The following is a 21,873-nucleotide window of genomic DNA, read 5'->3' as shown; positions in this document are numbered from 1 at the left end:
ATTCGGTAGTTCATTCATCTTGCTGAACAAAAATATAAATAAAATCATACCAGTTTTTTTCACCAGTCAGCGTCGCCTAACTATTGCTAAAAATCACATAAACGGACTTGATTTAGGGACTTTGCAACTTTATCATTAGGGTCCAGAGTCAGTCGATTCTGTATGTGATTGAGTAAAATTGGGAGGTACTCATGAGAACCATAGATTTGGATATCAGCTGGTTTGCAATTTTAGCCACAGTGTGTGGTATTTCGCTGTGTTATGTGATGATGAATTTGGTAGCGCTTCACGGCGTAGCATCGTCACTGGTGGTTGTATCATTGTCGGGTGTCGCTTTAATTGTGCTGATGACACTGACCGACAAGCGCTTTGTACATATCGACAAAGCAGGAATTTGTTATCGCACATGGGTGAAAACACGATATGTGCACGCAGACGAAATAGCGTCACTGGAGCTACAAAAGCTGGGTCCATTGCAATGCTTAAAGGTTGTCCTACATAACAACCGAAGAGTGTCTTTTCCTTATTGGTCCATAGATGATGATGAATTGCAAAAAGCAGCTCAGGTATTGTCTGTGCCGATATTAGGTAAAAATATCAAGTAAGAACTTGATGACCTATTAATTCACTTTGCTTCACCAAGTGAATTGATTAAAAACTGAGAGCAAACAAAAATGCGCCGCAAGGCGCATTTTTTTATCTTCTTTTTAGCGTGTGTAGCCTAAGCAAGTTTGTATGCTCAGGCCATCACATCAGCATCTTACTTTGTACGGCGACGCAGCAATGCCAGTGGTGCAGCAAACAGAGCTAACCAGCCCAGGCTGCCTGAGTCATCGTCGTCGTCATTGTCATCACCTTGTTTGACATCGATAACGTTAACAACAACCTGTACTTGCTCTGACAGGTTACCTGCGCTGTCTTGTGCCTGTACCATGAACTCGATACGGTTGTCGAATTCATAGTCCAGTTCGCCGGCTACAACAATCTGGCCAACTTCATTGACTGAAATAGCGCTTGTACCAGTCACAATAAAACGTTCGACCGGCGTCTCGTCTGCATCGGCATCGGAGAATTTAAGCATGCCAATCGCAGTGTTTATCGCTGTGTTTTCTGCGACATCAAAGCTTTGACCTGCTTCAATCACCGGACGTGGATCAACTGGCGGCTCCGCGGCTTCTGTTTTAATCTCCACAATCACAGGATCGTGGTCAGATGCACGGTAGGCATGCGGCGCGTATAGCTCTGCAATTTGTGCATCCGTTCTATATTCAGTGTTGTAGTCCAGCATACGCGGCTCATCAGCATTGATGTGCCAGTCTGTCGCATCTGTGATCTTCGCTAACAGTGAAGGCGATGCCACAGCATGGTCAAGGCTGCCCAGGCGTCCAGAGAAGGTATATGAGTAGCTCTGTGTGTCGCCGTCCACATGTGTCATAACATTGCTCAGACCTTTATCTGCGAAGGCACGCATTGGGTCTTCCATTGCATAGGCGTTCATATCACCCACCAGGATAACGTCTTCGTCGTCATTACCGGTCGGGTTGGTTGCCAGCCAGTCTGCAAACGCGTTTGCGCCTTCAGTACGGATGACATTCCAACAGCCCTGACCATCGCCCTGATCGGCATTATCACCGTCTGCGCTGCCACAGCCTTTCGACTTGAGGTGCGCAACGGCAACGGTAAACTCTTCGTTATTGTCTAGCTTGCGGAAGCTCTGTGCTGTTGGTGGGCGGTTACTGTAATCAAACGGCACTGCGGTTGTGAAGCTGGCAGTACCGGCTTCTTCTACTGTGTCGGTGCGGTAGATAATACCGGTTGTGATATCGTCGCCACCAATCATGTCGGTGTTGAAGTCGACGTATGCATACGTGTACTCAGACTCGGCATTGATTGCTTTCACCAAATCAGCGATAGCACTGTGCTCACCAAAGCCGTCATTTTCTATCTCCATCAGGCCAATAACATCGGCATCCAGTGCGGTGATAGCGGATACCAGTTTTGCTTCCTGACGGACCAGCTCTTCTGCTGTGTCTGCGCCACGAGGTGTCGGGAATCCTGCGCCCTGGCCGTCGCCATTGAAGTAATTCAGAACGTTAAAGCTTGCGATACGCAGGTCACCTTCACCTGCAAGCTCTGGTGCTTCTGCACGCTCATTGGTGTTATTGAAAGTCGGGGCTGTCGTCGGGTTTAGACGGTACTGACCAAAGCTGTAAGCAATAACGCCTTCCAGATTAGACACTGTGTCACCCAGACGGATGGTTTTGTATGCATCCAGGCCAGTACTTGGGTAAGGGATGACTTCTGGGTTCTGAACCGTTGAACCATCATCCATCAGCAGGAATTTTTTCTTGTTCTCTGCTTCCAGTGCATTGGCGTCATCACCAGGCATGGCCAATTGTGTACCCTGATAAAGGCGTTCTGTTGCCAGGCCAACCTCACCATAACGGCCCAGGTTATAGGTGTCAGCTACAACCATGTCATGTGACAGGCTAACCAACATGCCTTCTACGGCTTCCAGATCGCTGACTTCAGAGACGGGCAGTGTCAGCATCTGCGCCTGAACCTCTGCGCTACCACAGATTTCCAGTTGAGTGACATTGCCTAGCTGGGTGGCATTGTAAAATTCTTGAACGGTACCCTGAACACGTACCTGATCGCCAACGTTAACGTCGACGTCTTTGTAATAGACAAACAGACCTTCTGAGGTCATGCTGTCGTCGTCCATGTCATTGGCCAGTGACTGAACAAAGAAACCTTTAAGTTGGTTGTCTTCCTGAAGGTCAGCAGTTACAACGGCTTCAATAGTCACAACCTGATCTTTTAGCGGGCTTTCGTCTGCATTACCCTGAATCGCATTGATGGCTGTGGCGGCATCTCCGCACACTAGCGGTGCTGGTGTGTCATCGCCACCGTCATCGCCATCATCCCCACCGGTGTCACTACCGTGGCTTCCCAGACCTGAGAAATCATCTTTATCGAATTGTGTCCACTCGGCACTTGGATCAAAGGTAGCATCAAATGTTGTACGACCGGTTGTAATGTCGATGTTGCGACGCAGTGTTTTGTCTTTAGTGACAACTCCATTGCCTTCCCAGTTGCTGCCCGGATCAACACCGACCTGGCCAAAGCTGTCCAGCACTGTCTCGCCATTGCGTAATACAATCGCGTCGTCGCCATTGTGCCAGCTGCCGCTGTCGATTAACTGAGCTGCATCAAGGACCGTTTCACTCGCTCGATTGTATGCGATTACGTAGGTTTTACCTGCTGCGATCTCACCATTTAACTCAATAGTGTTAGACGCATCGGTACCACCATTGTTATAGAAGCTGAGCGTGTAGCCGCTCAGTGAAATGGGGCTGTCTGAAGTATTAAATAGCTCAATGGCTTTGTTGTATGAGCTACCTTCAATGTACTCTGACATGATGACCTGAGCCTGCACAGGGGCAGTTGCTGCGGCCACAAGGAGTGCCAGTGGAGTGAATTTTGTTTTTATCATGTTTTTTCCCGTGTGTAGTTTAAACCCAAATGGGTACATAAGCTTACGGGGGGTATGTTACACAAAAATGACACAATGTTAATCGTAAAAATGCAAAAAAGGAGCAATTTATTGCTCCTTTTTTAATAATTACCTATTATTTATTTATCATTCAACCAGATAGCGGCTTGCTTTGCAAAATAGGTCAATATGCCATCGGCACCGGCACGTTTAAAAGCGAGCAATGACTCCATAACGGTTGGTTTTTCTGCCAGCCAGCCATTGTCTATCGCCGCTTTGTGCATCGCATATTCGCCGCTCACCTGATAAGCAAAGGTGGGCACACCGAATTCATCTTTCACTCTGCGTACCACATCCAGGTATGGCATGCCTGGTTTAACCATCACCATATCCGCGCCTTCCTGAAGGTCTAATGCGACTTCACGTAACGCTTCATCTGAGTTAGCCGGATCCATCTGATAGGTCTTCTTATCAGCCCCTTTAAGGTTGCCTGCTGAGCCGACTGCATCACGGAACGGGCCGTAATAGCTGGATGCATACTTGGCAGAATAGGCCATAATGCGGGTATGAATGTGCCCGGCTTCCTCAAGAGCATCACGGATAGCACCAATACGACCATCCATCATATCTGAGGGGGCGACAATATCAGCGCCAGCCTCTGCATGAGACAGTGCTTGTTTGACGAGTACCTCTGTGGTGATATCGTTTATCACGTAACCTGCTTCGTCTATGATGCCGTCCTGACCATGTGTAGTGAATGGGTCCAGCGCCACATCGGTGATCACACCCAGCTCCGGACACTCGCTCTTAAGTGCGCGGACAGTGCGTTGTGCCAGTCCTTCCGGGCTGTAAGCTTCTTCCGCATGCAAGGATTTTTTGTCGCCAGGGGTAACCGGAAAAATGGCAACAGCAGGTACGCCCAGTGCCACCAGTTCTTTGGCTTCTTCTACTAAGAGGTCGATTGACAGGCGTTCAATGCCCGGCATAGACGGAATAGCTTCTTTGCGGTTCTTGCCTTCCAGGACGAACACTGGATAGATCAGATCGTTTACCGTGAGCGTGTTCTCACACATCATACGGCGGGAAAAGTCGTCTTTGCGCATACGGCGCATACGCGTATAGGGAAAAAGATCCAGTCCTGACTGAGCCACGTTAAGTCTCCTGCTTGGGTTGGTAAATACAGATCCGATTGCGGCCTTGTTGTTTGGCCATGTACAGGCCTTTATCAGCCAAATCGGTAAATAGTGTGGGGTTGTTGGTGTTCTGTGCGATGGCGCTGTAAACCCCGGCACTGGTGGTAAATTTAATATGATGACCGGCAACTTTCAGCTCATGGGCTTCAGTGGCCTGGCGGATCTGCTCGGCCAGCTCCAGTGCGCCTTCCTGTGAGGTGTTAGGCAGCAGGATCACAAACTCTTCGCCGCCATAGCGAAATACTTCATCATGGGGTCTTTTCAGGTGTTTTTCTATCAGCCGTGCGAAGGCACAAATGGTGTGATCCCCGGCGAGGTGCCCGTAGTTATCGTTTACTTTCTTGAAGAAGTCGATATCCAAAATGATCAGACTCAGTGTTGTTTGTTCCCTGCGTGAACGGCGCACTTCCATCATTAAACGCTTATCAAAGTAACGACGGTTCTTCACTTTGGTCATGGGGTCTTCCATGTTGAGCTTTTCCAGCTCATGGTTTTTCTCTTCCAGCTCCCTGAGCGTCACCTGAAGTTCAAAGGTACGTTCATCAATGCTGTTTTCCAGCTCCTCTTGTGCCTGCTCCTGCAGTTTGAGTTTTTCTTTGAGCAGGGCGTCTTCCGCCTGAGTGCGGGCAAGCTTGTGCTGCTGTGTTTTGATGTGCTTTTCCCGTTCAAGTATGAACTGCCGGGTCAGTACAAAGCTGATATAGAGGCTCAGGATCAAGTAGCAGATATAAGTCACCGGGCGGTCGAGCTGAGCGCCACCAAATAGACCCAACTCAAAGCCAAACTGGTAGCTGAGGGTGAGCAACAAAATGAGGTAGATCAGGAGGGCGGTGATTTTGGTCGTGCGACGGTAACGGCTACGCAAGGTGCAGACGATGTACCCCAAAACCAGGGTGAGTGCCATGCCATAGGCTGCAAAGGTCGCTTGCGTCAGCGGCAGGAGCTGGCTCAATAAGGTTAAGATCAGGCCCAGTACCAGCAGGTGCGTGAGTTTGCGGTCATGTTTTATTGGCAGCAGGTTAGGCAGGGCTTTGCTGCGCTGAATGGGGATCAGGGCCAGAGTGGAGAACATTACCAGTAGGCTTTGGCCATATTGCTGCAACCAGACGCTTGAACCATACAGGTAACGGTAACCAAACCCGTATAAGTGCACTATGAGCAACCAGAAGAGGCCGATAATAAGTGTGCCATGTAAAAAATAACGCCGACGAGTAAAACTATACAGGGTAAAGTTAATTGCGATCATGGCCAGTATAAACCCGGCCAGAATCCCATAGACCAGATTAAACTTGCTCTTGTACTTGAGGTATTCTATTGGATGCCAGAGGCTCAGCGGGATATTCAACGTACCATGATGGCTGAGTTGTAAATAGACCTGACTGTGGCTCTGTGCCGGCAGTTCGAGTGGAATGAGCTGAGCTTCATGCTTAATGGGGCGCTGCATCAGTGGCAGCGCGTCACCCAATGCCAGAGTCAGAAAAGAGGCATCGTCGTGGCGGATGTAGGCGGTGATTTTATCCAGTAAGTTGTTATCTATGCTCAATAGTAGCGGCACCTCAATGGGCCCCGGGTTGTGTAAAGACACGCGGATCCAGGCTTGGGTATTTGCGGGCGGCTTTAACGGCTGGCGCTGGCCTGATTGCCAGTTTGGATCACTGGCCAGTAATGTCTGAATGGTGTCGGCCTGGCTGAAAGTATACTGATAGGACAGTGCCTGGTGTTGCTTAAACTCAGCAGACACTTCCAGTGCCTGAACAGCACCGGATAAGCACAGCCAAAGTAGCAGCCAGCGCCACAACATCAGGCATTATTCCCTGATATCTGGAACAAGGTGTTGAAATTTTCCGTGGTTTGCCGGGCCAGTTGTGCCAGGGGGATGTCTTTGAGCGCAGCAACATGATGTGCAATCTCTGGCAGGTAAGCTGGCTCATTACGACGGGATTTAGGTTTCGGTTTGAGTGTTCTGGGAAGTAAGAAGGGCGCATCTGTTTCCAGCAGGATCCGATCTTGGGGAATATAACGCACTAACTCCCGTAAGGTTTCACCCCGGCGCTCATCGCACAGCCAGCCAGTCAGGCCAATCATCAGGCCATAATCCAGGTAATGGCGCAAAGCGTGCTTATCACCAGTAAAGCAATGTAGTACACCGCGTAGGGAAAATTCGTCCAGCATGCCACTGAGCGTATCAAATGCCTCGCGCTCATGCAGATACACCGGCATGTCGAGTGTCTGGGCCAGCTCTAGTTGCACACCGCAGATCAGTTGCTGCACCGGACGCGGTGAGTAGTCACGATTGAAGTCGAGTCCGCACTCGCCAATCGCAACCACGTGATCTTGTGCAGCCAGGTGGCGCAATTGGGCGATGAAATCGTCCGGCACATCTTTGGCGTCATGAGGGTGCACACCTGCAGTTGCATACTGATTGTATTCTTGCGCCAGTGCGAGACTTTGTTCACTGGTGAGTAAGTCACATCCAATCAGCAACATAGACGCCACGCCCTGGTCGGCCGCACGGGTCAGGATGGCTGCGCGATCGGTATCAAATTGCGTACTGGTCAGGTTGACGCCAGCGTCAATAAAGGTCGCCATCTAATCTACCCTTCTCACTTTTACTGAGCGGTTAGAGCCTTCTTTTTGCATGATGAAAGAATTGAAAGAGCCACGACGAATGGTCACTGTGTCCCCTTCTTTCGCAAAGAAGGCTTGTGTGCCAATCTGTTGCCAGCGTTGCTGGTTATCGAGCGTAAAGCGGCGTAATCCATTGGCGGATTTGCTTAGTTCTAATATGGTTGCGCTGATGACCTGCTCGCTGTCCTGTTTGTGTTCCAGGCCAAACGACTTGGTATCCGTTGCGGGTGGCTGAGAACGAACCGGATGTGACTTATTGGCATAGTCTGCGGCCAGTCGATCGTAACAGGCTAAGCGCTTGTCGTCGGATTGCAGCTGGCTGCATTTTTGTAATTTATGCGGCAGTTTACCTTTAGCATGAGCTGGCTGCATGCCAAGCACACTGGTAAATACCACTGCACCAATCAGCAACAAGGTGATGTTATTCATGGCTTTCTTCCTCAGCGATGGGCTTCTTGCTGTACAGTCTGGCTAACAGCAATCCTAATTCAAACAGCAGTGCCATAGGTACGGCGAGTAGTGTTTGCGATAACACATCTGGGGGCGTTAAAAACATTGCGACGACAAATACACCGACTATGATATAGGGTCGTTTTTGTGCCAGGCTTTGCGTGGTTGTGACGCCACTCCAGCACAACAGCATAATGGCCACGGGTATTTCAAATGCGACGCCGAATGCAAAGAACAGCTTTAAAATGAAGCCAAGATAGCTGCTGATATCCGGAGAGAGTGTCATCATGTCGGGACCCACGGCGGTAAAGAAGCCGAGAATAATGGGCATCACGACATAATAACAAAATGCAATACCGGCGTAAAACAGCAGGATACTGGACAGCAGAATGGGCATCAGCATGCGTTTTTCATGCTGATACAGGCCAGGTGCCAGAAACCCCCAGATTTGATGCAGTATCATAGGTACTGCCAGAAACAGCGATACAAACAGGGTTAGTTTAAAGGGCGCAAAGAAAGGGGCCGTGACATCCGTGGCTATCATAGTGCTGTTTGCGGGCAGGCTCTCAACCAATGGGGCTGCCACAAACGCATATATATCGTTGGCAAAATAAACCAAAGAAATAAAGATAATCAGGATGCTCAGTAACGCCTTAATTAGACGGTTTCTAAGCTCAATAAGGTGGCCAATAAAGCCACTGTTTGTCATATCTGACATGCAAAAACTCGTAAACGGTTAGTTTTGAGAGGACGGATCTTTGTCGTTTTTCGACGGATCTGGAGACTTGCTGTAGCTGTGGCGCACTGATTCTGCCGCTCGCTGCAACTCCTCAACCGATTGTTTGAGACCTGGGGAAATATTGTCCAGGCCCTGCTCTTCGGCTTTTTTCAGGTTGCTATGCAACTCGTGTACTCTCAGCTCTTCGCTTACTTCCGCCTTGACGGAATTGGCAACAGATTTGACCGTGTTGATCCAGCGGCTGACCGTTCTGATCGCAACAGGCAGGCGTTCTGGCCCGAGCACAACCAGGCCAACGATCAGCACCACGACGAGTTCCCACATCCCCATGTCAGATCACACCTTGTCTTTTTCTTTTTCGCTGGTCGTTTTAGCCTGTGCAGCCTGATCGGTCAGCTGTTCTTTGCTATCCGCTTTTTCTGACTTTTTTTCTTCTTCGTCTTCAGACACTGCATTTTTAAAGCCTTTTACCGCATTGCCTAAGTCACTACCAATGCCACGTAGTTTTTTCGTCCCAAACAAAAGCACGATAATGGCCAGAATGATAAGCAACTGCCAAATACTGATACCACCAAAACCCATGTCTACTCCATTTAATGTGTTATTGAATTAAGAAAGATTATACGCCGAGTGTGTAAAATATCACCCTGTTTTGCGCCATGCTTTAATAAATATTGCAATTGCCAGTGTGGCACAAAGACCGCTTGCGAGCTGACGCTCGTCAACAAAGCACAAACCAGCCACAATGGTGAGCGCTGCCGCGGCAATGCCGAGTAGCAATGCACGAGTGTCTGTGTGTCTCTGTTGCACAATGGGTGCACTTTGGCGCTGGCTACGCTTTAGGTTCTGATAGATAAGATCGGGCAACTCAGGCATTTTTTCAGCCCAAAAAGGCAAATTGGTGTAGAGCTTTTTGGCCACTGCCAGCGGCCCCACCTGATCCTGCACCCACTTTTCTAAAAAGGGTTTAGCTGTTTTCCATAAATCCAGTTGTGGATAGAGCTGGCGGCCCAGACCCTCAACGTACAAGAGGGTTTTTTGCAGCAGTACGAGTTGGGGCTGCACTTCCATATTAAATCGCCGAGCGGTGTTGAACAGATTAACCAGTACATGTCCGAACGAAATCTCGGCCAGAGGCTTGTTAAAGATCGGCTCGCACACAGTGCGAATGGCAAACTCGAATTCCTCCACACAGGTGTCGGGCGGTACCCATCCTGAGTCGACGTGCAACTGTGCAACCTGACGATAATCGCGGTTGAAAAAGGCAATGAAGTTCTCTGCCAGATAGCGTTTATCTTCACGATTTAATGTGCCCACAATACCGCAATCAATGCCGATATATTTCGGGTTATGCGGATCTTCGCGTGACACAAAGATGTTACCCGGGTGCATGTCGGCATGGAAAAAGCTGTCGCGGAAAACCTGGGTAAAAAACACTTCGACACCGCGCTCAGCCAGCACTTTCATATTGGTGCCCTGGGCCAGCAGTGCTTCGGTATCCGAGACGGGGATACCGTAAATGCGTTCCATCACCAGTACATTGCGTCTTGAATAATCGCTGTACACTTCTGGAATATAAAGCGAAGCCGAGCCTTCAAAGTTACGTCTGAGCTGAATGGCATTAGCGGCTTCACGCATCAGGTCGAGCTCATCAAGTAGGGTTTTTCGGTATTCCCTGACCACTTCGACCGGACGCAGGCGGCGACCGGCACTGATAAGGCTGGCCAGCAGGTGAGCAAAACGCTCCATCAAAGACAGGTCAGCGAGGATTTGTTTTTCAATATTCGGGCGGATAACTTTGACCACCACTTCTTTTAATTCTTCCCCAACCACCAGTTTGGCGCAATGCACCTGCGCGATGGAAGCCGAGGCCAGCGGGGTTTGTTCAAATTCGACAAAACCATCGTGGATACTGTCGAGACCCAGGGCACTTTCGATCAGTGCCTGTGCCTGATCGCCAGGAAAGGGGGCAACTTTGTCCTGCAGCAGGGCGAGTTCTTCGGCAATGTCCGGTGGCAGCAAGTCGCGGCGTGTGGACAGCATCTGGCCAAATTTAACCCATACCGGCCCCAAAGTTTGTAATGCCAGCCTGAGACGCGCACCGACGGGTTTGTCGCTGTGTTGATTGGGTAGCCAGAATAAACTACGTCTAATCGCCCGGGCATACCAGGGTTGCTTGTGCCTCGGAAGCAGGTCGTCCAGGCCATAATTAAGAAAAGTTTTACCGATTTGATACAGACGAGCGATGGACAAACCCAGCTCCTTATAATTCGCTTAACGCGTTGATACGTTGTTCCAGTGCCGCCAGTTGTTGAGCTAGCTGTCGCGTATGGGATTTAAATTGGCGGACTTCCAGTGGGTGAACGGCAACTTTCAGTTCGTCCTGACACAACTGTGTAAAGGTCCGTTGTAGGGTTTTGAGGTGACTACCGCCGCGTTGTGTGGCTGTCTTGCAGCGTTCGACCAACAGTTGCGCCGGGGCATCGCCAAGGTGACGCGAAAGGTGCTCTGCCCAGTCGATCCTGAGGCCGGAAAACGCTTTACTGTAACTTTGTGCCAATTGTAAGTCGCCTTCGAGATCCAGTTTTTCCTCACGGATGAGGCGCGTCAGCTGGCTGGGGTCTGAGATTTCACCCAAAGTCGATAAGGTGGTTGTAATGTGGCAGTCGGCCTTGTCCTGGTAGTGACCATAGACAAAACAGTGCGGTTTACCTTGCTGTTCACCCACATAGTGCAGGGCACAGCACAGGCCGAGATCCGTTAAGGTGATCGCCAGCGTTTTGTGCTGTGTGGGAGCCAGCCGCATTGCTACGGCAGGTTCTTTATCCAGCAGCTGATCCAATGCGCTTTCGGCAACTGCGGTGAGCAGCGTGATCCACATACAGGTTCCTTGCTTCTTCGAAATTAAAATTTAAAGCCTCGATGAAGCGCCACAATACCGCCCGTCAGGTTCTGGTAGCTCGCTTGTTCAAAGCCTGCTTCTTCCATCATTGTCTTCAGTGTTTCCTGGTCCGGGTGCATACGGATAGACTCTGCCAGGTAGCGATAGGACTCGCTGTCATTGGCAACCAATTTCCCCATGGTTGGCAGGATATTGAATGAGTAGAAATCGTATAGCTTCGACAGTGCTTCGTTGTCTGTTTTTGAGAACTCCAGTACCAACAGACGACCACCTGGCTTTAATACTCGGTACATGGAACGCAGTGCCTTGTCTTTGTCCGTGACGTTGCGCAGTCCAAAGGCGATGGTGATCACATCCAGGCTATTGTCCGGGAAGGGTAGTGCTTCGGCATTCATTTGCACATATTCGATATTCCCGACCCGGCCCAAGTCGCGCAGTTTATCGCGACCAACGCGTAGCATTGAGTCGTTGATGTCGCCCAGGATCACCTGACCTGTTTCACCGACTAATTCACTGAATTTGGCAGTCAGATCACCGGTACCACCGGCCAGATCCAGAACTTTGTGGCCCTGTCGGACACCAGAGCACGCAATGGTCTGGCGTTTCCATAGGCGATGGATCCCGAATGACATCAGGTCATTCATCACATCATATTTTGCAGCCACGGAGTGGAAAACGTCGGCCACCATTGAGGCCTTTTCCTGTGTTGCTACTGTTTGATAGCCAAAGTGTGTGGTGTCGCGGTTTGCTTCTTTCATGTGTGTTATTTGTGCCGGATCTGGGTGTCAATAGTGTACTTGATAGCACTCAGTGAGCGCAATCGGTGTCAGCAATTTAAGCCGATTAATCAACAGGCCGCAGCACGGATACGGAATGTCGGCTGAGCTTGGGTAAGGTTAAGTGGCGGCAGACACATAGTAGTGCTGGCCGAGCGACTGAGCTTTTTTGGCAGCATAGGCGGCACGCTGGGCGAGGGTGTTGAAATCGTGCTCAGGTTGATGCTGTGCAATGCCAATGGCCAAATCGATATCGGGAAACGAGACATCGCCTTTGGCACTGACAAATTTCAGGCGACTCACGCCACGACGAATTTTTTGCGCGACGACCTGGGCCGTATCGGCGTCACAGTCTGCCAGCACAATGGTAAACTCTTGTCTGCCTGTACGTCCTGGCAGGCCGCTGTGAAGCACGTATTTTTTGATCCTTTTTGCGACCCGCTGTAATACGGTTTCGCCGATCAGCTCGCCAAACCCCTGGCTGAAGTCATCGAGGTTTTCGATTAACACAGAAATGGCAAACACGGGCTTATCCTGGGTCAGCCATAGTTGGGTTTTATGACCCAGGTAGTGGCGTTTATACAAGCCCGTTTGTGGGTCTAAAATGCGCTGTTTGCGCAGCGTAAGTAGCTGTTGTTGCTGTTTTTCGTGTAGCTCTCGGGCTTTGCGCAGGGCGTTTTTAAACTGCTGATGCTGTTTGAGCAGTTGCTCTGTGTGGACACTAAAGTCACTTAAGGCCGCCCGCGTTTTGACGACATTGTGTTCATCGAGGTTGTGGATACAGTGGCTGATCTGTTTGGCAAAACCAATCAGGCTTTGCTGAGATTGGTGCGCTGAGTCACTGAGGTGATCGATCATGCCGCCAACTTGTTGGATCAGCGTTGCCTCGGTCTGATGCTCTTTTTGCAGGTGTTCGTAGTAGAGCTGCTCAATGTAAATACTGTCGATGTTGGTGCGGTTGCGGATATCACGATCCAGCTGTTCATTGAGCTCGCGATGGGTCTGGCTGATATAGACATAGCCAATGTGGTAATTGAGGGGCGTAGGCGGCAGCTGATTCTGCTCCAGAAACTGACAAACTTTGGTCATTTTTTCTTGTGCTATTGCCATGGGATCATGGAACATCATTTTACTTACCACAATAATCAGTTGCTGTTAAATACCTGGCAGAAATACTCGAAACGGTCCCTATGAGATATCTGGCTTCGCTGCGGCTACATTAATCGCTCAGTTGAGTTTTGAAAAGCAAAAATCCGCGTAATGAGACAAATTTATTGCTTTTTATGGGGGTTGTTGAATTAGTAATCACTTTTTTCTTGCCTTCTTAAAGGAGCTTTGCAGAGACGTTGATGGCCTAGAGCAGCCACTGGTCGTATTAAGTTGCAAGCCCATCTCGAGCGTGTTTATGTGTTGCGCAAATTTCACAATATTGTTAAAGGAACTCCCTCGTGAGCACTTCACTTAAAACGACTTTATCCCGCTCTTTGTGCGCAGTGACGCTGGCCCTGGGTCTGGCAGGATGCGAACTGACTCAAGTCAGTGCTGATCAACAATTTACTACTGTGGTACAGCAGGTGATGACCTTTCGCGGCGACAATGAGACGCGCATGCAAGCCCATTTACCGGACCTAAGTGCAGAAAATTTGGCCGCGAAAAATGCAGAGCGCGTAGCGTTTTTACAACGTTTAGACGCGCTGGATAAAGCAAAATTGAGTGAAGAGAATCGTATTAACCTGACTATTTTGCGTGCCCAGATCCAGGATCAGGTCGACCGCTACCGCTTCAAAGCCCATTATATGCCGCTTAAGTCGGAAAGCGGTTTTCATAGCAGTCTTCCCTGGCTATTCAGTGGTGTGGACCTGAGCACGCCTGCGGGTTATGACCTGTATCTGCAAAAACTCGCTCAGGTACCGCGTTATTTTGCGCAAAATATGGCCTGGATGCGTGAAGGCTTGGCCATTGGGCTAACCCAGCCAAAGGCAGTGCTGGCAGGCTATGAAGAGTCTATCACGGCATTTATTGTCGATGATGTGACGCAGTCGCAGTTTTTCAGGCCTTTTGCAAAGAATCAGCATAATTTGCCTGCGTCTGAGTTTGCAGCTATCCAGACACGGGCAAAAGCGGTGCTGGCAGAGCAGGTGATCCCGGCGTATCGTGACTATCTGACGTTTTTCGTCGAGCAGTATCGCCCCGGTGCCCGTAATGACATTGGTATTTCCAGCACACCTAATGGCGTTGAGTTTTACCGCAACCGTACGGCGCATTTCACCACCACCGAAATGACTCCGAAAGAGATCCATGAGCTGGGCCTGAAAGAGGTTGCCAGGATCAAGGGCGAGATGATGGAGATCATTAAGCAAACTGAATTTGAAGGTAGCTTTGCTGAGTTTGTACAATTTTTGAGAACTGATCCGCAATTTTATGCCAGTAGTGCAGAAGAGTTATTGAAAGAAGCCGCTTATATTGCGAAAAAAATGGACGCACAGCTTCCTAAGCTGTTCCATACACTGCCGCGCCGCCCTTATGGGGTTGCGCCGGTACCGGATGCCATTGCACCTAAATACACCACTGGGCGGTATGCGGGCGCAAACAAGGACACAGAAGCGGGTTACTACTGGGTCAATACCTATGCCTTAGACAAGCGCCCTTTATATGTGCTTGAGGCCCTGACCCTGCACGAAGCCGTGCCGGGACACCACCTGCAAATCTCATTGAATCAGGAGTTAGACTACTTGCCAGATTATCGTCGTGATTCTTATATTTCTGCGTTTGGTGAGGGCTGGGGCTTATATGCTGAATACCTGGGTCTGGAAGCGGGCTTTTATCAGGATCCGTACAGTAATTTTGGCCGCCTGACTTACGAAATGTGGCGGGCAGCAAGACTGGTTGTGGACACCGGAATGCATATGTTTGGCTGGAGCCGGGAGCGGGCGATGAACTTTATGCGTGATAATACGGCTTTGTCGCTGCACAATGTGAAGACAGAAACCGACCGCTACATATCCTGGCCAGGTCAGGCACTGTCATACAAGGTGGGTGAGTTGACAATTAAACGTTTGCGTGCGAAAACCGAGGCGGCGTTAGGGGATGCCTTTGATATTCGTGAGTTCCACCATCAGATCCTACGTCATGGCTCCGTACCGTTAAATGTGCTGGAAACGCAGATCGACAAGTATATTGCGTCTGTGCAAAACACCAGCCAGACACTGTAATGAGCGAATGGATCAACTCTGAGCTTAGCCTGAGTTGATCCACGTATCGGAGCGTTTACTGTAACACGCTGATGATCAACTGATAGCAGGCGTCTTTGTTGTGACAACTGCGGGCGTTCAGGATCAGTTGTTCACCGACCTCCAGTGCCAGGCGCTGCGCACGCAGGCGTGCCTGCTCATCTTCAATTTCATCCAAATCGCTGACATGGGCAAGCCCGATGGTGCGGCGGATCATCTCACTGCCACAATACCCAATGGCGTCTTGCAATACGTCACGCAGAAACAATGCGGCGTAGCCTGGCGCCTGCAATGTATTGTCTGTGCCATGTTGTTCGCACAACGTCTGCCATTGATAGTCAAATTCACTCAGGCAGATATCTATGGTGCGCAACAAGTAAGTATGTATATCACGACGTTTTGATGCTTCACAGATACGGCCATGCTGAGCACAGAAGTTGAGTAGCAAATTGCCAATAAAAGAGCCCAGATCGAAACCAATGGGACCAAAAAAGGCAAATTCTGGATCGATAAACTTGGTCGTTGTGTCATCGACAAACAGGCTACCACTGTGTGCATCACCGTGGAGTAACGCTTGTGGAGCAGACAAAAAGCGCTGCTTCAGCTGGGCAATGGCCAGTTTTAACCCTGTATTGTGGCGCAGCTTGTCAACCTCTTTGCGCAGCGCATCCGGATAGTGGTTACGCTCGTTATCCTGGTAGGGGTCGTCAAAGAACAACTCTTCAGTGATGGCACACAGCTCCGGGTTGGTAAAAGACTGGATCAGCGCTTTTTTGTTTGCAGGCGTAAGATAGAAATCGCTGTGATAAAAGCTGGTTGTGGCCAGGTAGTGAGCCACATCCCGGCCCAGGTTGGCAAAAGTACGCCCGGCGTTGAGTTCACTGCGTAAGATATTCAGATGACCCAGGTCTTCGAGTATCGTCACAGCCTGCTCACTGTTGTGATGCAGTACCCTGACGGTATGGGCCGGACAAACCTCGCCATGACGACGTAAGGCGCTGGCTTCGATGCGAGCCCGATCGAGTGTCAGGGGCCAGCTTTCTCCTACGCAGCGCGCGTAGGGTAAGGCCTGCTTAAGGATCACGCTGTGGTTATGTTGATCAGTGACCCGAAAAACCAGGTTCAGGTTGCCATCGCCAAACTCATAACAGTTCAGCTGTGCGTCTGGTGGGAACATTCCCCCCAGATTATTGATGTATTCAATGGCCTTGTCATTGTCAAACGCCTGATAAGCACTCATTCGGATCATCCAGATAGCATAAAATTAGATCAGCATTCTATACCTGCAAACGTTTAGAAGTCTATACATCTTTAGATCTTGATGTAGAATGGAGTTGTCTTTTTTCAATCAGGCACTGTTCAGATGAAGTCATTTCGTTGGCGACAGATGACACTGAGGGTCATATCGGCATGGTCAGTGCCAAAATGCAGCCTGTTCGTTGATGTGAATGGGTATTCGCCAGGAGCAAATCGGAGTAAACAACGGTGAAAGAGTTAGTTGCGCGGAGTTTGAAGTATCAGGCTGGGACGGTTCAGGTGCTGGATCAGTATTTACTGCCACATGAGGAAACATGGCATCATTGCACCAGTGTGGCGCAAATGACGTCGCTGATCCTGACGCTGAAAGTACGTGGTGCCCCTTTAATTGGTTTAGCGGCAAGCCTGCTGGTCGCTTATCTGGCAGAGCAAGGCCACAGTAAAGCTCAGCTAAATACGGCAATTGACGAGCTGGAAGCCACCCGCCCGACGGCGGTGAATCTGATGCACTGCATGGCGAGACTGCGCACTGCCTTGCAACAACAAAACTATGCGCAGGCTGTGGTGGCAGAAGCTGAGCGCCTGTTTGAAGAAGATTGTGCACTGTGCGACAGAATGGCGACACTGGGGGCACAACTGGTCGAACCCTCAGACAACATTCTGACACATTGTAATACTGGCGCGCTGGCCACTGCCGGGGTGGGCACCGCATTGGGTGTGATCCATCATGCAGCCCGGCAGCATGCGGACATTCATATCTGGGTTGATGAGACTCGGCCATTATTGCAAGGGGGCAGGCTGACTGCGTATGAGCTGGCACAGTGGCAGATCCCTTACACTTTGATTTGCGATAATATGGCGGCCAGCCTGATGGCTGCGGGCAAGGTTGATAAGATTTTTGTCGGCGCTGATCGCATTGCTGCGAACGGTGACTTTGCGAATAAAGTGGGCACTTATAATCTGGCTGTGCTGGCCCACTATCATCAGATCCCTTTCTATGTGGTTGCACCGGTTACAACCCTGGACATTGGCTGTGCTTCAGGCGCAGAGATCCCAATTGAACAGCGCGCTGAGAGCGAGGTTACCGGGGTGAGTGGCAGTTTTGGTCACTGTCAGTGGGCACCCGCACAGGCACAGGTGTATAACCCGGCTTTTGATGTCACACCGGCTGAGCTGATCACGGCCTGGGTACTGGATACGGGCGTGTATTATCCGCAGGACGTGGCGGCGGGTGTTTTAGGCACGGTATGACGACACCGTGCCGGGCGAGCGCTTTAATCCAGTAACGGAAAGCGCCCGGCGATGGGGCTGTCAGTACTTTGTGCCACCCAGCCCTGCTCATTGTTGAACAGCCGGATTGCGGTAAATTGGGGATCGCTGCCCATATCAAACCAGTGAGGTGTCGTTGCGGGTACTGAAATCAAATCGCCCTGCTGGCACAGAACCTGATAAACCCGCTCTCCGATATGCAGGCAAAATAGCCCCTGGCCCTGAACAAAAAAGCGTACTTCATCTTCGCTATGGGTGTGCTCAAACAGAAACTTCTGGCGCATAACGGGCGCGTCGGGATGTCCTTTTGGCAAAGAGATCACGTCCACAGTCTGATAGCCATCCTGTGCTTTCAGGCGAGCAATGTCCTGCTCATATGCTTCAAGAATGTCATCGTGTGATGTCGTCTGGTTAATCTCATATGCAGCCTGCCATTGCTCGAAGCGGACACCTACCTGAGCAAGCTGAGCGGCTATCTGGTCGTGTGTTTCACTATGGAATTCAATGTTATCCGGGTGCTGATCATGGTAAATGGTCAATTGGCTCATCGTGACTCCTGTGCATCATATTGGCTGAAATCTTCAATAAAGGGATGTGCCTGCGTCCGCGGCTGTCCGTCACGCCACAATTGCAGGGTTTGCATGCCCGCTGTTTTTGCTGCATCCAGCTCGGCCACCACATCGCTCAGAAAGAGCACCTCATGCGCCGCAAAGGATAGTTGACTGGCGATGGCCTGATAGGCCTCGGGTTGCTGTTTGGCACCCACCCGGGTATCAAAATAACCACTGAACAGTGGGCGCATATCTCCATAGTCCGAATGCGCAAACAGCAGTTGCTGGGCCTGTACTGAACCAGACGAATAGACGTAGAGTGCAGTGCCCGCAGCATGCTCGGCAGACAAAAACTGATGTGCATCTGGGTAAATATGACCCGTAAAATCGCCATTTTGATAGCCGTGTTGCCAGATCATGCCCTGTAATTGTTTCAGAGGCGTGACTTTCTTATCTTCAGCGATCCAGCTGAGCAGTGCCTGGATAACCTGATCCAGTGAGGCTTGTGGTGCGTTCAGTTCAGCACGTACCGCATCCAGTTGTGCTGCCACTTCCGTGGTGTGTGCATGTTGACGCACGAAATCGGGCAGCTTGTCTGCGGCATAGGGGAACAGGATCTCTTTGACGAAAGAGATACGGGTAATGGTGCCTTCGATGTCGGTCAGAATTGCTTTGATCATGCGTTTTTTTCCAGTTGTCTGCGCGTCAGTTCGCAGTTAAACAAAAACTCCAGTGCCTCGATATGACGACGCGTTTCACTGATGTCTGCCCCCATTGCGTAAAGTCCATGGCCGCGGATCAGCACCCCGTGCCGCACTGGCGTATGGGCATGGTATTCAGCCACCCGACGTGCCAGGGCTGGAATATCTTGATCGTTGTCAAAGACCGGAATGGCCAGGGTTTCCAGGTGACTGGTGAAACCATGCAGGGCTTTTTGCATTTCGTACCCCTGAATGTTCAGGCTGTGCTCTGTTGTTAGCCGAGACAGCACTGTTGCCGCAACGGAGTGGGTATGCAAGATGCAGTGTGTGCGCGCGCTGAGTGCATACAGGGCAAGGTGCAGCTCGGTTTCGGCTGACGGTTTACCGGTTCCGCCGGTATGTGTGCCTTCGATATTGAACTCAAGAAAATGCTCGGGTTGCAACGCCCCTTTGTCATGACCACTGGCCGTGACAACAAAGCCTTGCTCTGTTTTAATGGAAAAGTTGCCCCCGGTTGCCGGTACCCAGCCTTGCTCACTGAGCCAACGTCCGGCGTCTATCAGGGCATGTTTTGCTTGTGCTGATTGCATACGCTCACCTCTCACGAATAACATCGTGGATAATTTTAGACGGCTATACTTCTATTTGCAGCAATGATAGCATCGCTCGGGCCGTTACACCACACACAAACGAGGACTTGGCAGTGGAAAGTAAATTACCTCATGTAGGCACTAGTATTTTTTCAAAGATGACCGCGCTGGCCAATCAGCACGGTGCACTGAACTTGTCTCAGGGTTTTCCTGAATTTGATGCGCCAGAGCGCCTTAAACTGCGGTTGACTCAGCATGTACAAGCGGGGATGAACCAGTACGCGCCATCACCCGGGGTACCGGTGCTACAGCAGCAGATAGCGGCCCTGGCAGAGCGCAAATATGGTGCGCAGATCCACGCCGAGGCGCAGGTCACCGTCACTGCCGGCGCCACAGAAGCCTTGTTTGTTGCCATTCAGACTCTGGTGCGCCCGGGTGATGAAGTGATCGTGTTTGACCCGGCTTATGATTCTTACCATCCGGCGATAGAGCTGGCAGGCGGCACCAGTGTGCACATTGCCTTGCAGGCACCTGATTACCAGGTTGACTGGCAGCAGGTTGCGGCAGCCATCACACCTCAAACTCGCGCTATTATTGTTAATACGCCACATAACCCGAGTGCGAAAACACTCAAAGCAGCAGATATGGCAGCGCTTAAGGCACTGGTGATTGAACATGACCTGTATGTGATCAGCGACGAAGTTTACGAGCACATTACCTTTGATGCGCAGCCACATTTGAGTGCATTGCGCGACCCGGCGCTGGCAGCGCGTGCTATGGTGGTGGCCAGCTTTGGGAAAACCTTCCATTGCACTGGCTGGAAGCTGGGGTATTGCATCGCACCGGAGGCACTGAGCAAGGAGTTTCGAAAGATCCATCAGTATGTGACCTTCTCCTGTTTTACGCCGGCGCAGCTGGCACTGGCAGATATGCTTAACGAAGAGCCGGAACACGTGGATGCGTTGGCCGATTTTTATCAGCACAAACGTGATCTGCTCATTGAGGCACTTAAACCCGGACGATTTACTATTTTGCCCAGTGAGGGGAGCTACTTCTTGCTACTGGATTACAGTGCTATCTCGTCTCTGGATGATGTGCGCTTTTGTGATTATCTGGTGGAAGAAGTCGGGGTGGCCGCAATTCCGCTTAGCGTATTTTATGCCGATGGCAGTACAGATAAAGTGATCCGTCTGTGTTTTGCCAAAGAAGACAACACCTTAGTGGAGGCGGCGAAGCGTTTATGTCAGCTTTAACAGTAGCTCTGGTTCAGCAGGCCATCGAGTGGCTGGCACCGCAGAACAATTTTGCTCAGCTGGAAAGGCAGTTGGGCGCACAGCAGGCGCAACTCAGTGGTTGCGATCTGATCATTTTGCCGGAAACCTTTGCAACCGGTTTTGCATTGGCTGAAGCGTGTGCAGAGTCGCCTGAACAGGGAGAAGCGCTGGCTTTTTTACACCAGCTGGCACAGCGCTGGCAGGCCGTCGTGGCGGGCAGCGTGTTGGTGGATCTGGGCGAAAAGAAAGCCAACCGTTTTTACTGGTGCTGGCCGGATGGCACCGTGCGCTATTATGACAAGCGACATTTATTCTGTCTGGGTAAAGAAGGGGATTATGTGCATGCCGGACAGGAGCGAGTCGTTGTTGAGGTAAAGGGATTTCGGATCTTACCTCAGGTGTGCTATGACCTGCGTTTTCCGGTGTTCCAGCGTAACCGCAATGATTATGATGTGATGATCAATGTGGCTAACTGGCCTGCTGCGCGACGTCGGATCTGGGATACCTTATTGCAAGCCAGAGCAATTGAAAATCAGTGTTATGTGCTGGGCTGCAATCGTATTGGTGACGATGGCTATGGAACGGCGCACAGCGGTGGCACCGCCGCTTATGACTTTACAGGCGCATTATTGGCCGGTGCCCCGGATGACGCTGCCGATGTACTCGTAGTTAGTCTGGAAAAGGCGCCATTGGACACCTTTAAACAAGGGTTTCCTGCCCACCTTGATGCCGATGACTTCGTGTTACCCGCATTGGAAAAAGGACCGCGCGACGAATGAGTTCGTCGCGCTAAGTTAAATCTGGCATACCTGCCGAT

At 50.6% G+C, this 21,873-nt stretch carries 21 protein-coding genes; 5 read left to right on the top strand and 16 right to left on the bottom strand.

The genetic code is table 11. The features are described 5' to 3' along the window. Positions 1-191 precede the first annotated feature (191 nt). A complete protein-coding gene (locus QNM19_RS21085; protein ID WP_049863888.1) occupies positions 192-605 on the top strand; it encodes a hypothetical protein in 414 nt (137 codons plus the stop codon). A gap of 155 nt (positions 606-760) precedes the next feature. On the opposite strand, the gene QNM19_RS21080 is transcribed toward QNM19_RS21085, so the two are convergent. The 12 genes from QNM19_RS21080 to QNM19_RS21025 form a co-directional block, all read right to left on the bottom strand. Further along, on the bottom strand, positions 761-3,496 hold the full coding sequence (locus QNM19_RS21080; RefSeq protein ID WP_049863887.1) for an ExeM/NucH family extracellular endonuclease: 2,736 nt from the start codon (positions 3,494-3,496) through the stop codon (positions 761-763). Between the two features lie 140 nt (positions 3,497-3,636). Continuing rightward, positions 3,637-4,647, bottom strand: coding sequence for a porphobilinogen synthase (hemB, locus tag QNM19_RS21075; protein ID WP_284027175.1), 1,011 nt, complete (start codon positions 4,645-4,647; stop codon positions 3,637-3,639). A gap of 1 nt (position 4,648) precedes the next feature. After that, on the bottom strand, positions 4,649-6,490 hold the full coding sequence (locus tag QNM19_RS21070; protein ID WP_284027174.1) for a sensor domain-containing diguanylate cyclase: 1,842 nt from the start codon (positions 6,488-6,490) through the stop codon (positions 4,649-4,651). Beyond that, entirely contained in the window at positions 6,490-7,278 is a 789-nt protein-coding gene (locus QNM19_RS21065) for a TatD family hydrolase (protein WP_049865666.1), read from the bottom strand. The genes QNM19_RS21070 and QNM19_RS21065 overlap by 1 nt, the downstream gene beginning before the upstream one ends. After that, positions 7,279-7,746: a hypothetical protein gene (locus QNM19_RS21060; protein WP_049865665.1), complete on the bottom strand. Its 468-nt coding sequence runs from the start codon at positions 7,744-7,746 to the stop codon at positions 7,279-7,281. It abuts the gene before it with no gap. Beyond that, entirely contained in the window at positions 7,739-8,485 is a 747-nt protein-coding gene (gene tatC / locus QNM19_RS21055; protein WP_049865664.1) for a twin-arginine translocase subunit TatC, read from the bottom strand. The genes QNM19_RS21060 and tatC overlap by 8 nt, the downstream gene beginning before the upstream one ends. Positions 8,486-8,503: 18 nt before the next feature. Continuing rightward, entirely contained in the window at positions 8,504-8,830 is a 327-nt protein-coding gene (gene tatB, locus QNM19_RS21050; RefSeq protein ID WP_284027173.1) for a Sec-independent protein translocase protein TatB, read from the bottom strand. Between the two features lie 12 nt (positions 8,831-8,842). Beyond that, positions 8,843-9,088, bottom strand: coding sequence for a Sec-independent protein translocase subunit TatA (gene tatA, locus QNM19_RS21045; protein WP_010385012.1), 246 nt, complete (start codon positions 9,086-9,088; stop codon positions 8,843-8,845). Between the two features lie 60 nt (positions 9,089-9,148). Next, the gene (gene ubiB / locus QNM19_RS21040; RefSeq protein ID WP_049865662.1) at positions 9,149-10,759 is read right to left on the bottom strand and encodes a ubiquinone biosynthesis regulatory protein kinase UbiB; all 1,611 of its coding nucleotides are present in this window, start codon (positions 10,757-10,759) and stop codon (positions 9,149-9,151) included. 10 nt (positions 10,760-10,769) lie between these two features. Continuing rightward, entirely contained in the window at positions 10,770-11,387 is a 618-nt protein-coding gene (locus QNM19_RS21035; RefSeq protein WP_049865661.1) for a ubiquinone biosynthesis accessory factor UbiJ, read from the bottom strand. A 23-nt stretch (positions 11,388-11,410) separates the two neighbouring features. Next, on the bottom strand, positions 11,411-12,166 hold the full coding sequence (ubiE, locus tag QNM19_RS21030) for a bifunctional demethylmenaquinone methyltransferase/2-methoxy-6-polyprenyl-1,4-benzoquinol methylase UbiE (protein WP_049865660.1): 756 nt from the start codon (positions 12,164-12,166) through the stop codon (positions 11,411-11,413). Between the two features lie 138 nt (positions 12,167-12,304). Beyond that, positions 12,305-13,312 (bottom strand): GGDEF domain-containing protein, encoded by a 1,008-nt coding sequence (locus tag QNM19_RS21025; RefSeq protein ID WP_049865659.1) that lies wholly within the window; start codon positions 13,310-13,312, stop codon positions 12,305-12,307. Positions 13,313-13,632: 320 nt separating this feature from the next. Between QNM19_RS21025 and QNM19_RS21020 the strand changes: the two genes are divergently transcribed. Beyond that, positions 13,633-15,396, top strand: coding sequence for a DUF885 domain-containing protein (locus QNM19_RS21020; RefSeq protein ID WP_284027172.1), 1,764 nt, complete (start codon positions 13,633-13,635; stop codon positions 15,394-15,396). 55 nt (positions 15,397-15,451) lie between these two features. Here QNM19_RS21020 and mtnK read toward each other — a convergent pair whose 3' ends face one another. Next, complete coding sequence (mtnK, locus tag QNM19_RS21015; protein WP_049864253.1) at positions 15,452-16,654, bottom strand: S-methyl-5-thioribose kinase; 1,203 nt, start codon at positions 16,652-16,654, stop codon at positions 15,452-15,454. Between the two features lie 245 nt (positions 16,655-16,899). On the opposite strand from mtnK, the gene mtnA reads away from it, so the two are divergent. Further along, positions 16,900-17,922, top strand: a complete 1,023-nt coding sequence (mtnA, locus tag QNM19_RS21010) for an S-methyl-5-thioribose-1-phosphate isomerase (protein ID WP_049864254.1) — start codon at positions 16,900-16,902, stop codon at positions 17,920-17,922. A gap of 23 nt (positions 17,923-17,945) precedes the next feature. Here mtnA and QNM19_RS21005 read toward each other — a convergent pair whose 3' ends face one another. Genes QNM19_RS21005 through QNM19_RS20995 form a run of 3 tightly spaced genes read right to left on the bottom strand, consistent with a single transcriptional unit; the run spans position 17,946 to position 19,782 of the window. After that, a complete protein-coding gene (locus QNM19_RS21005) occupies positions 17,946-18,488 on the bottom strand; it encodes a 1,2-dihydroxy-3-keto-5-methylthiopentene dioxygenase (protein WP_049864255.1) in 543 nt (180 codons plus the stop codon). Continuing rightward, entirely contained in the window at positions 18,485-19,171 is a 687-nt protein-coding gene (gene mtnC / locus QNM19_RS21000; protein ID WP_049864256.1) for an acireductone synthase, read from the bottom strand. The genes QNM19_RS21005 and mtnC overlap by 4 nt, the downstream gene beginning before the upstream one ends. Next, on the bottom strand, positions 19,168-19,782 hold the full coding sequence (locus QNM19_RS20995) for a methylthioribulose 1-phosphate dehydratase (RefSeq protein ID WP_049864257.1): 615 nt from the start codon (positions 19,780-19,782) through the stop codon (positions 19,168-19,170). The genes mtnC and QNM19_RS20995 overlap by 4 nt, the downstream gene beginning before the upstream one ends. A gap of 158 nt (positions 19,783-19,940) precedes the next feature. Here QNM19_RS20995 and QNM19_RS20990 point away from each other — a divergent pair, with 158 nt between their 5' ends. Both QNM19_RS20990 and QNM19_RS20985 read left to right on the top strand, forming a co-directional pair. Next, positions 19,941-21,035, top strand: coding sequence for a methionine aminotransferase (locus QNM19_RS20990; protein WP_049864258.1), 1,095 nt, complete (start codon positions 19,941-19,943; stop codon positions 21,033-21,035). Further along, complete coding sequence (locus QNM19_RS20985) at positions 21,023-21,835, top strand: amidohydrolase (protein ID WP_049864259.1); 813 nt, start codon at positions 21,023-21,025, stop codon at positions 21,833-21,835. The genes QNM19_RS20990 and QNM19_RS20985 overlap by 13 nt, the downstream gene beginning before the upstream one ends. Positions 21,836-21,873: the final 38 nt, after the last annotated feature.

It is taken from the genome of Pseudoalteromonas ardens (assembly GCF_030125445.1).
Lineage (GTDB): Bacteria > Pseudomonadota > Gammaproteobacteria > Enterobacterales > Alteromonadaceae > Pseudoalteromonas > Pseudoalteromonas ardens.
Note: the sequence above shows the minus strand (reverse complement) of the source record. Positions and strands in the feature narration are given on the sequence as shown.

What these genes read in the sequence shown, in the direction of transcription:
- QNM19_RS21060 (WP_049865665.1), bottom strand. Translation starts at nt 7,746, where the DNA reads ATGAATAACATCACCTTGTTGCTGATTGGTGCAGTGGTATTTACCAGT.
- mtnK (WP_049864253.1), bottom strand. Translation starts at nt 16,654, where the DNA reads ATGAGTGCTTATCAGGCGTTTGACAATGACAAGGCCATTGAATACATC.
- QNM19_RS20990 (WP_049864258.1), top strand. Translation starts at nt 19,941, where the DNA reads ATGACCGCGCTGGCCAATCAGCACGGTGCACTGAACTTGTCTCAGGGT.
- mtnC (WP_049864256.1), bottom strand. Translation starts at nt 19,171, where the DNA reads ATGATCAAAGCAATTCTGACCGACATCGAAGGCACCATTACCCGTATC.
- QNM19_RS21005 (WP_049864255.1), bottom strand. Translation starts at nt 18,488, where the DNA reads ATGAGCCAATTGACCATTTACCATGATCAGCACCCGGATAACATTGAA.
- tatA (WP_010385012.1), bottom strand. Translation starts at nt 9,088, where the DNA reads ATGGGTTTTGGTGGTATCAGTATTTGGCAGTTGCTTATCATTCTGGCC.
- tatB (WP_284027173.1), bottom strand. Translation starts at nt 8,830, where the DNA reads ATGTGGGAACTCGTCGTGGTGCTGATCGTTGGCCTGGTTGTGCTCGGG.
- ubiE (WP_049865660.1), bottom strand. Translation starts at nt 12,166, where the DNA reads ATGAAAGAAGCAAACCGCGACACCACACACTTTGGCTATCAAACAGTA.
- QNM19_RS21065 (WP_049865666.1), bottom strand. Translation starts at nt 7,278, where the DNA reads ATGGCGACCTTTATTGACGCTGGCGTCAACCTGACCAGTACGCAATTT.
- QNM19_RS21080 (WP_049863887.1), bottom strand. Translation starts at nt 3,496, where the DNA reads ATGATAAAAACAAAATTCACTCCACTGGCACTCCTTGTGGCCGCAGCA.
- tatC (WP_049865664.1), bottom strand. Translation starts at nt 8,485, where the DNA reads ATGTCAGATATGACAAACAGTGGCTTTATTGGCCACCTTATTGAGCTT.
- QNM19_RS21085 (WP_049863888.1), top strand. Translation starts at nt 192, where the DNA reads ATGAGAACCATAGATTTGGATATCAGCTGGTTTGCAATTTTAGCCACA.
- QNM19_RS21025 (WP_049865659.1), bottom strand. Translation starts at nt 13,312, where the DNA reads ATGATGTTCCATGATCCCATGGCAATAGCACAAGAAAAAATGACCAAA.
- QNM19_RS20995 (WP_049864257.1), bottom strand. Translation starts at nt 19,782, where the DNA reads ATGCAATCAGCACAAGCAAAACATGCCCTGATAGACGCCGGACGTTGG.
- QNM19_RS21035 (WP_049865661.1), bottom strand. Translation starts at nt 11,387, where the DNA reads ATGTGGATCACGCTGCTCACCGCAGTTGCCGAAAGCGCATTGGATCAG.
- QNM19_RS20985 (WP_049864259.1), top strand. Translation starts at nt 21,023, where the DNA reads ATGTCAGCTTTAACAGTAGCTCTGGTTCAGCAGGCCATCGAGTGGCTG.
- QNM19_RS21070 (WP_284027174.1), bottom strand. Translation starts at nt 6,490, where the DNA reads ATGTTGTGGCGCTGGCTGCTACTTTGGCTGTGCTTATCCGGTGCTGTT.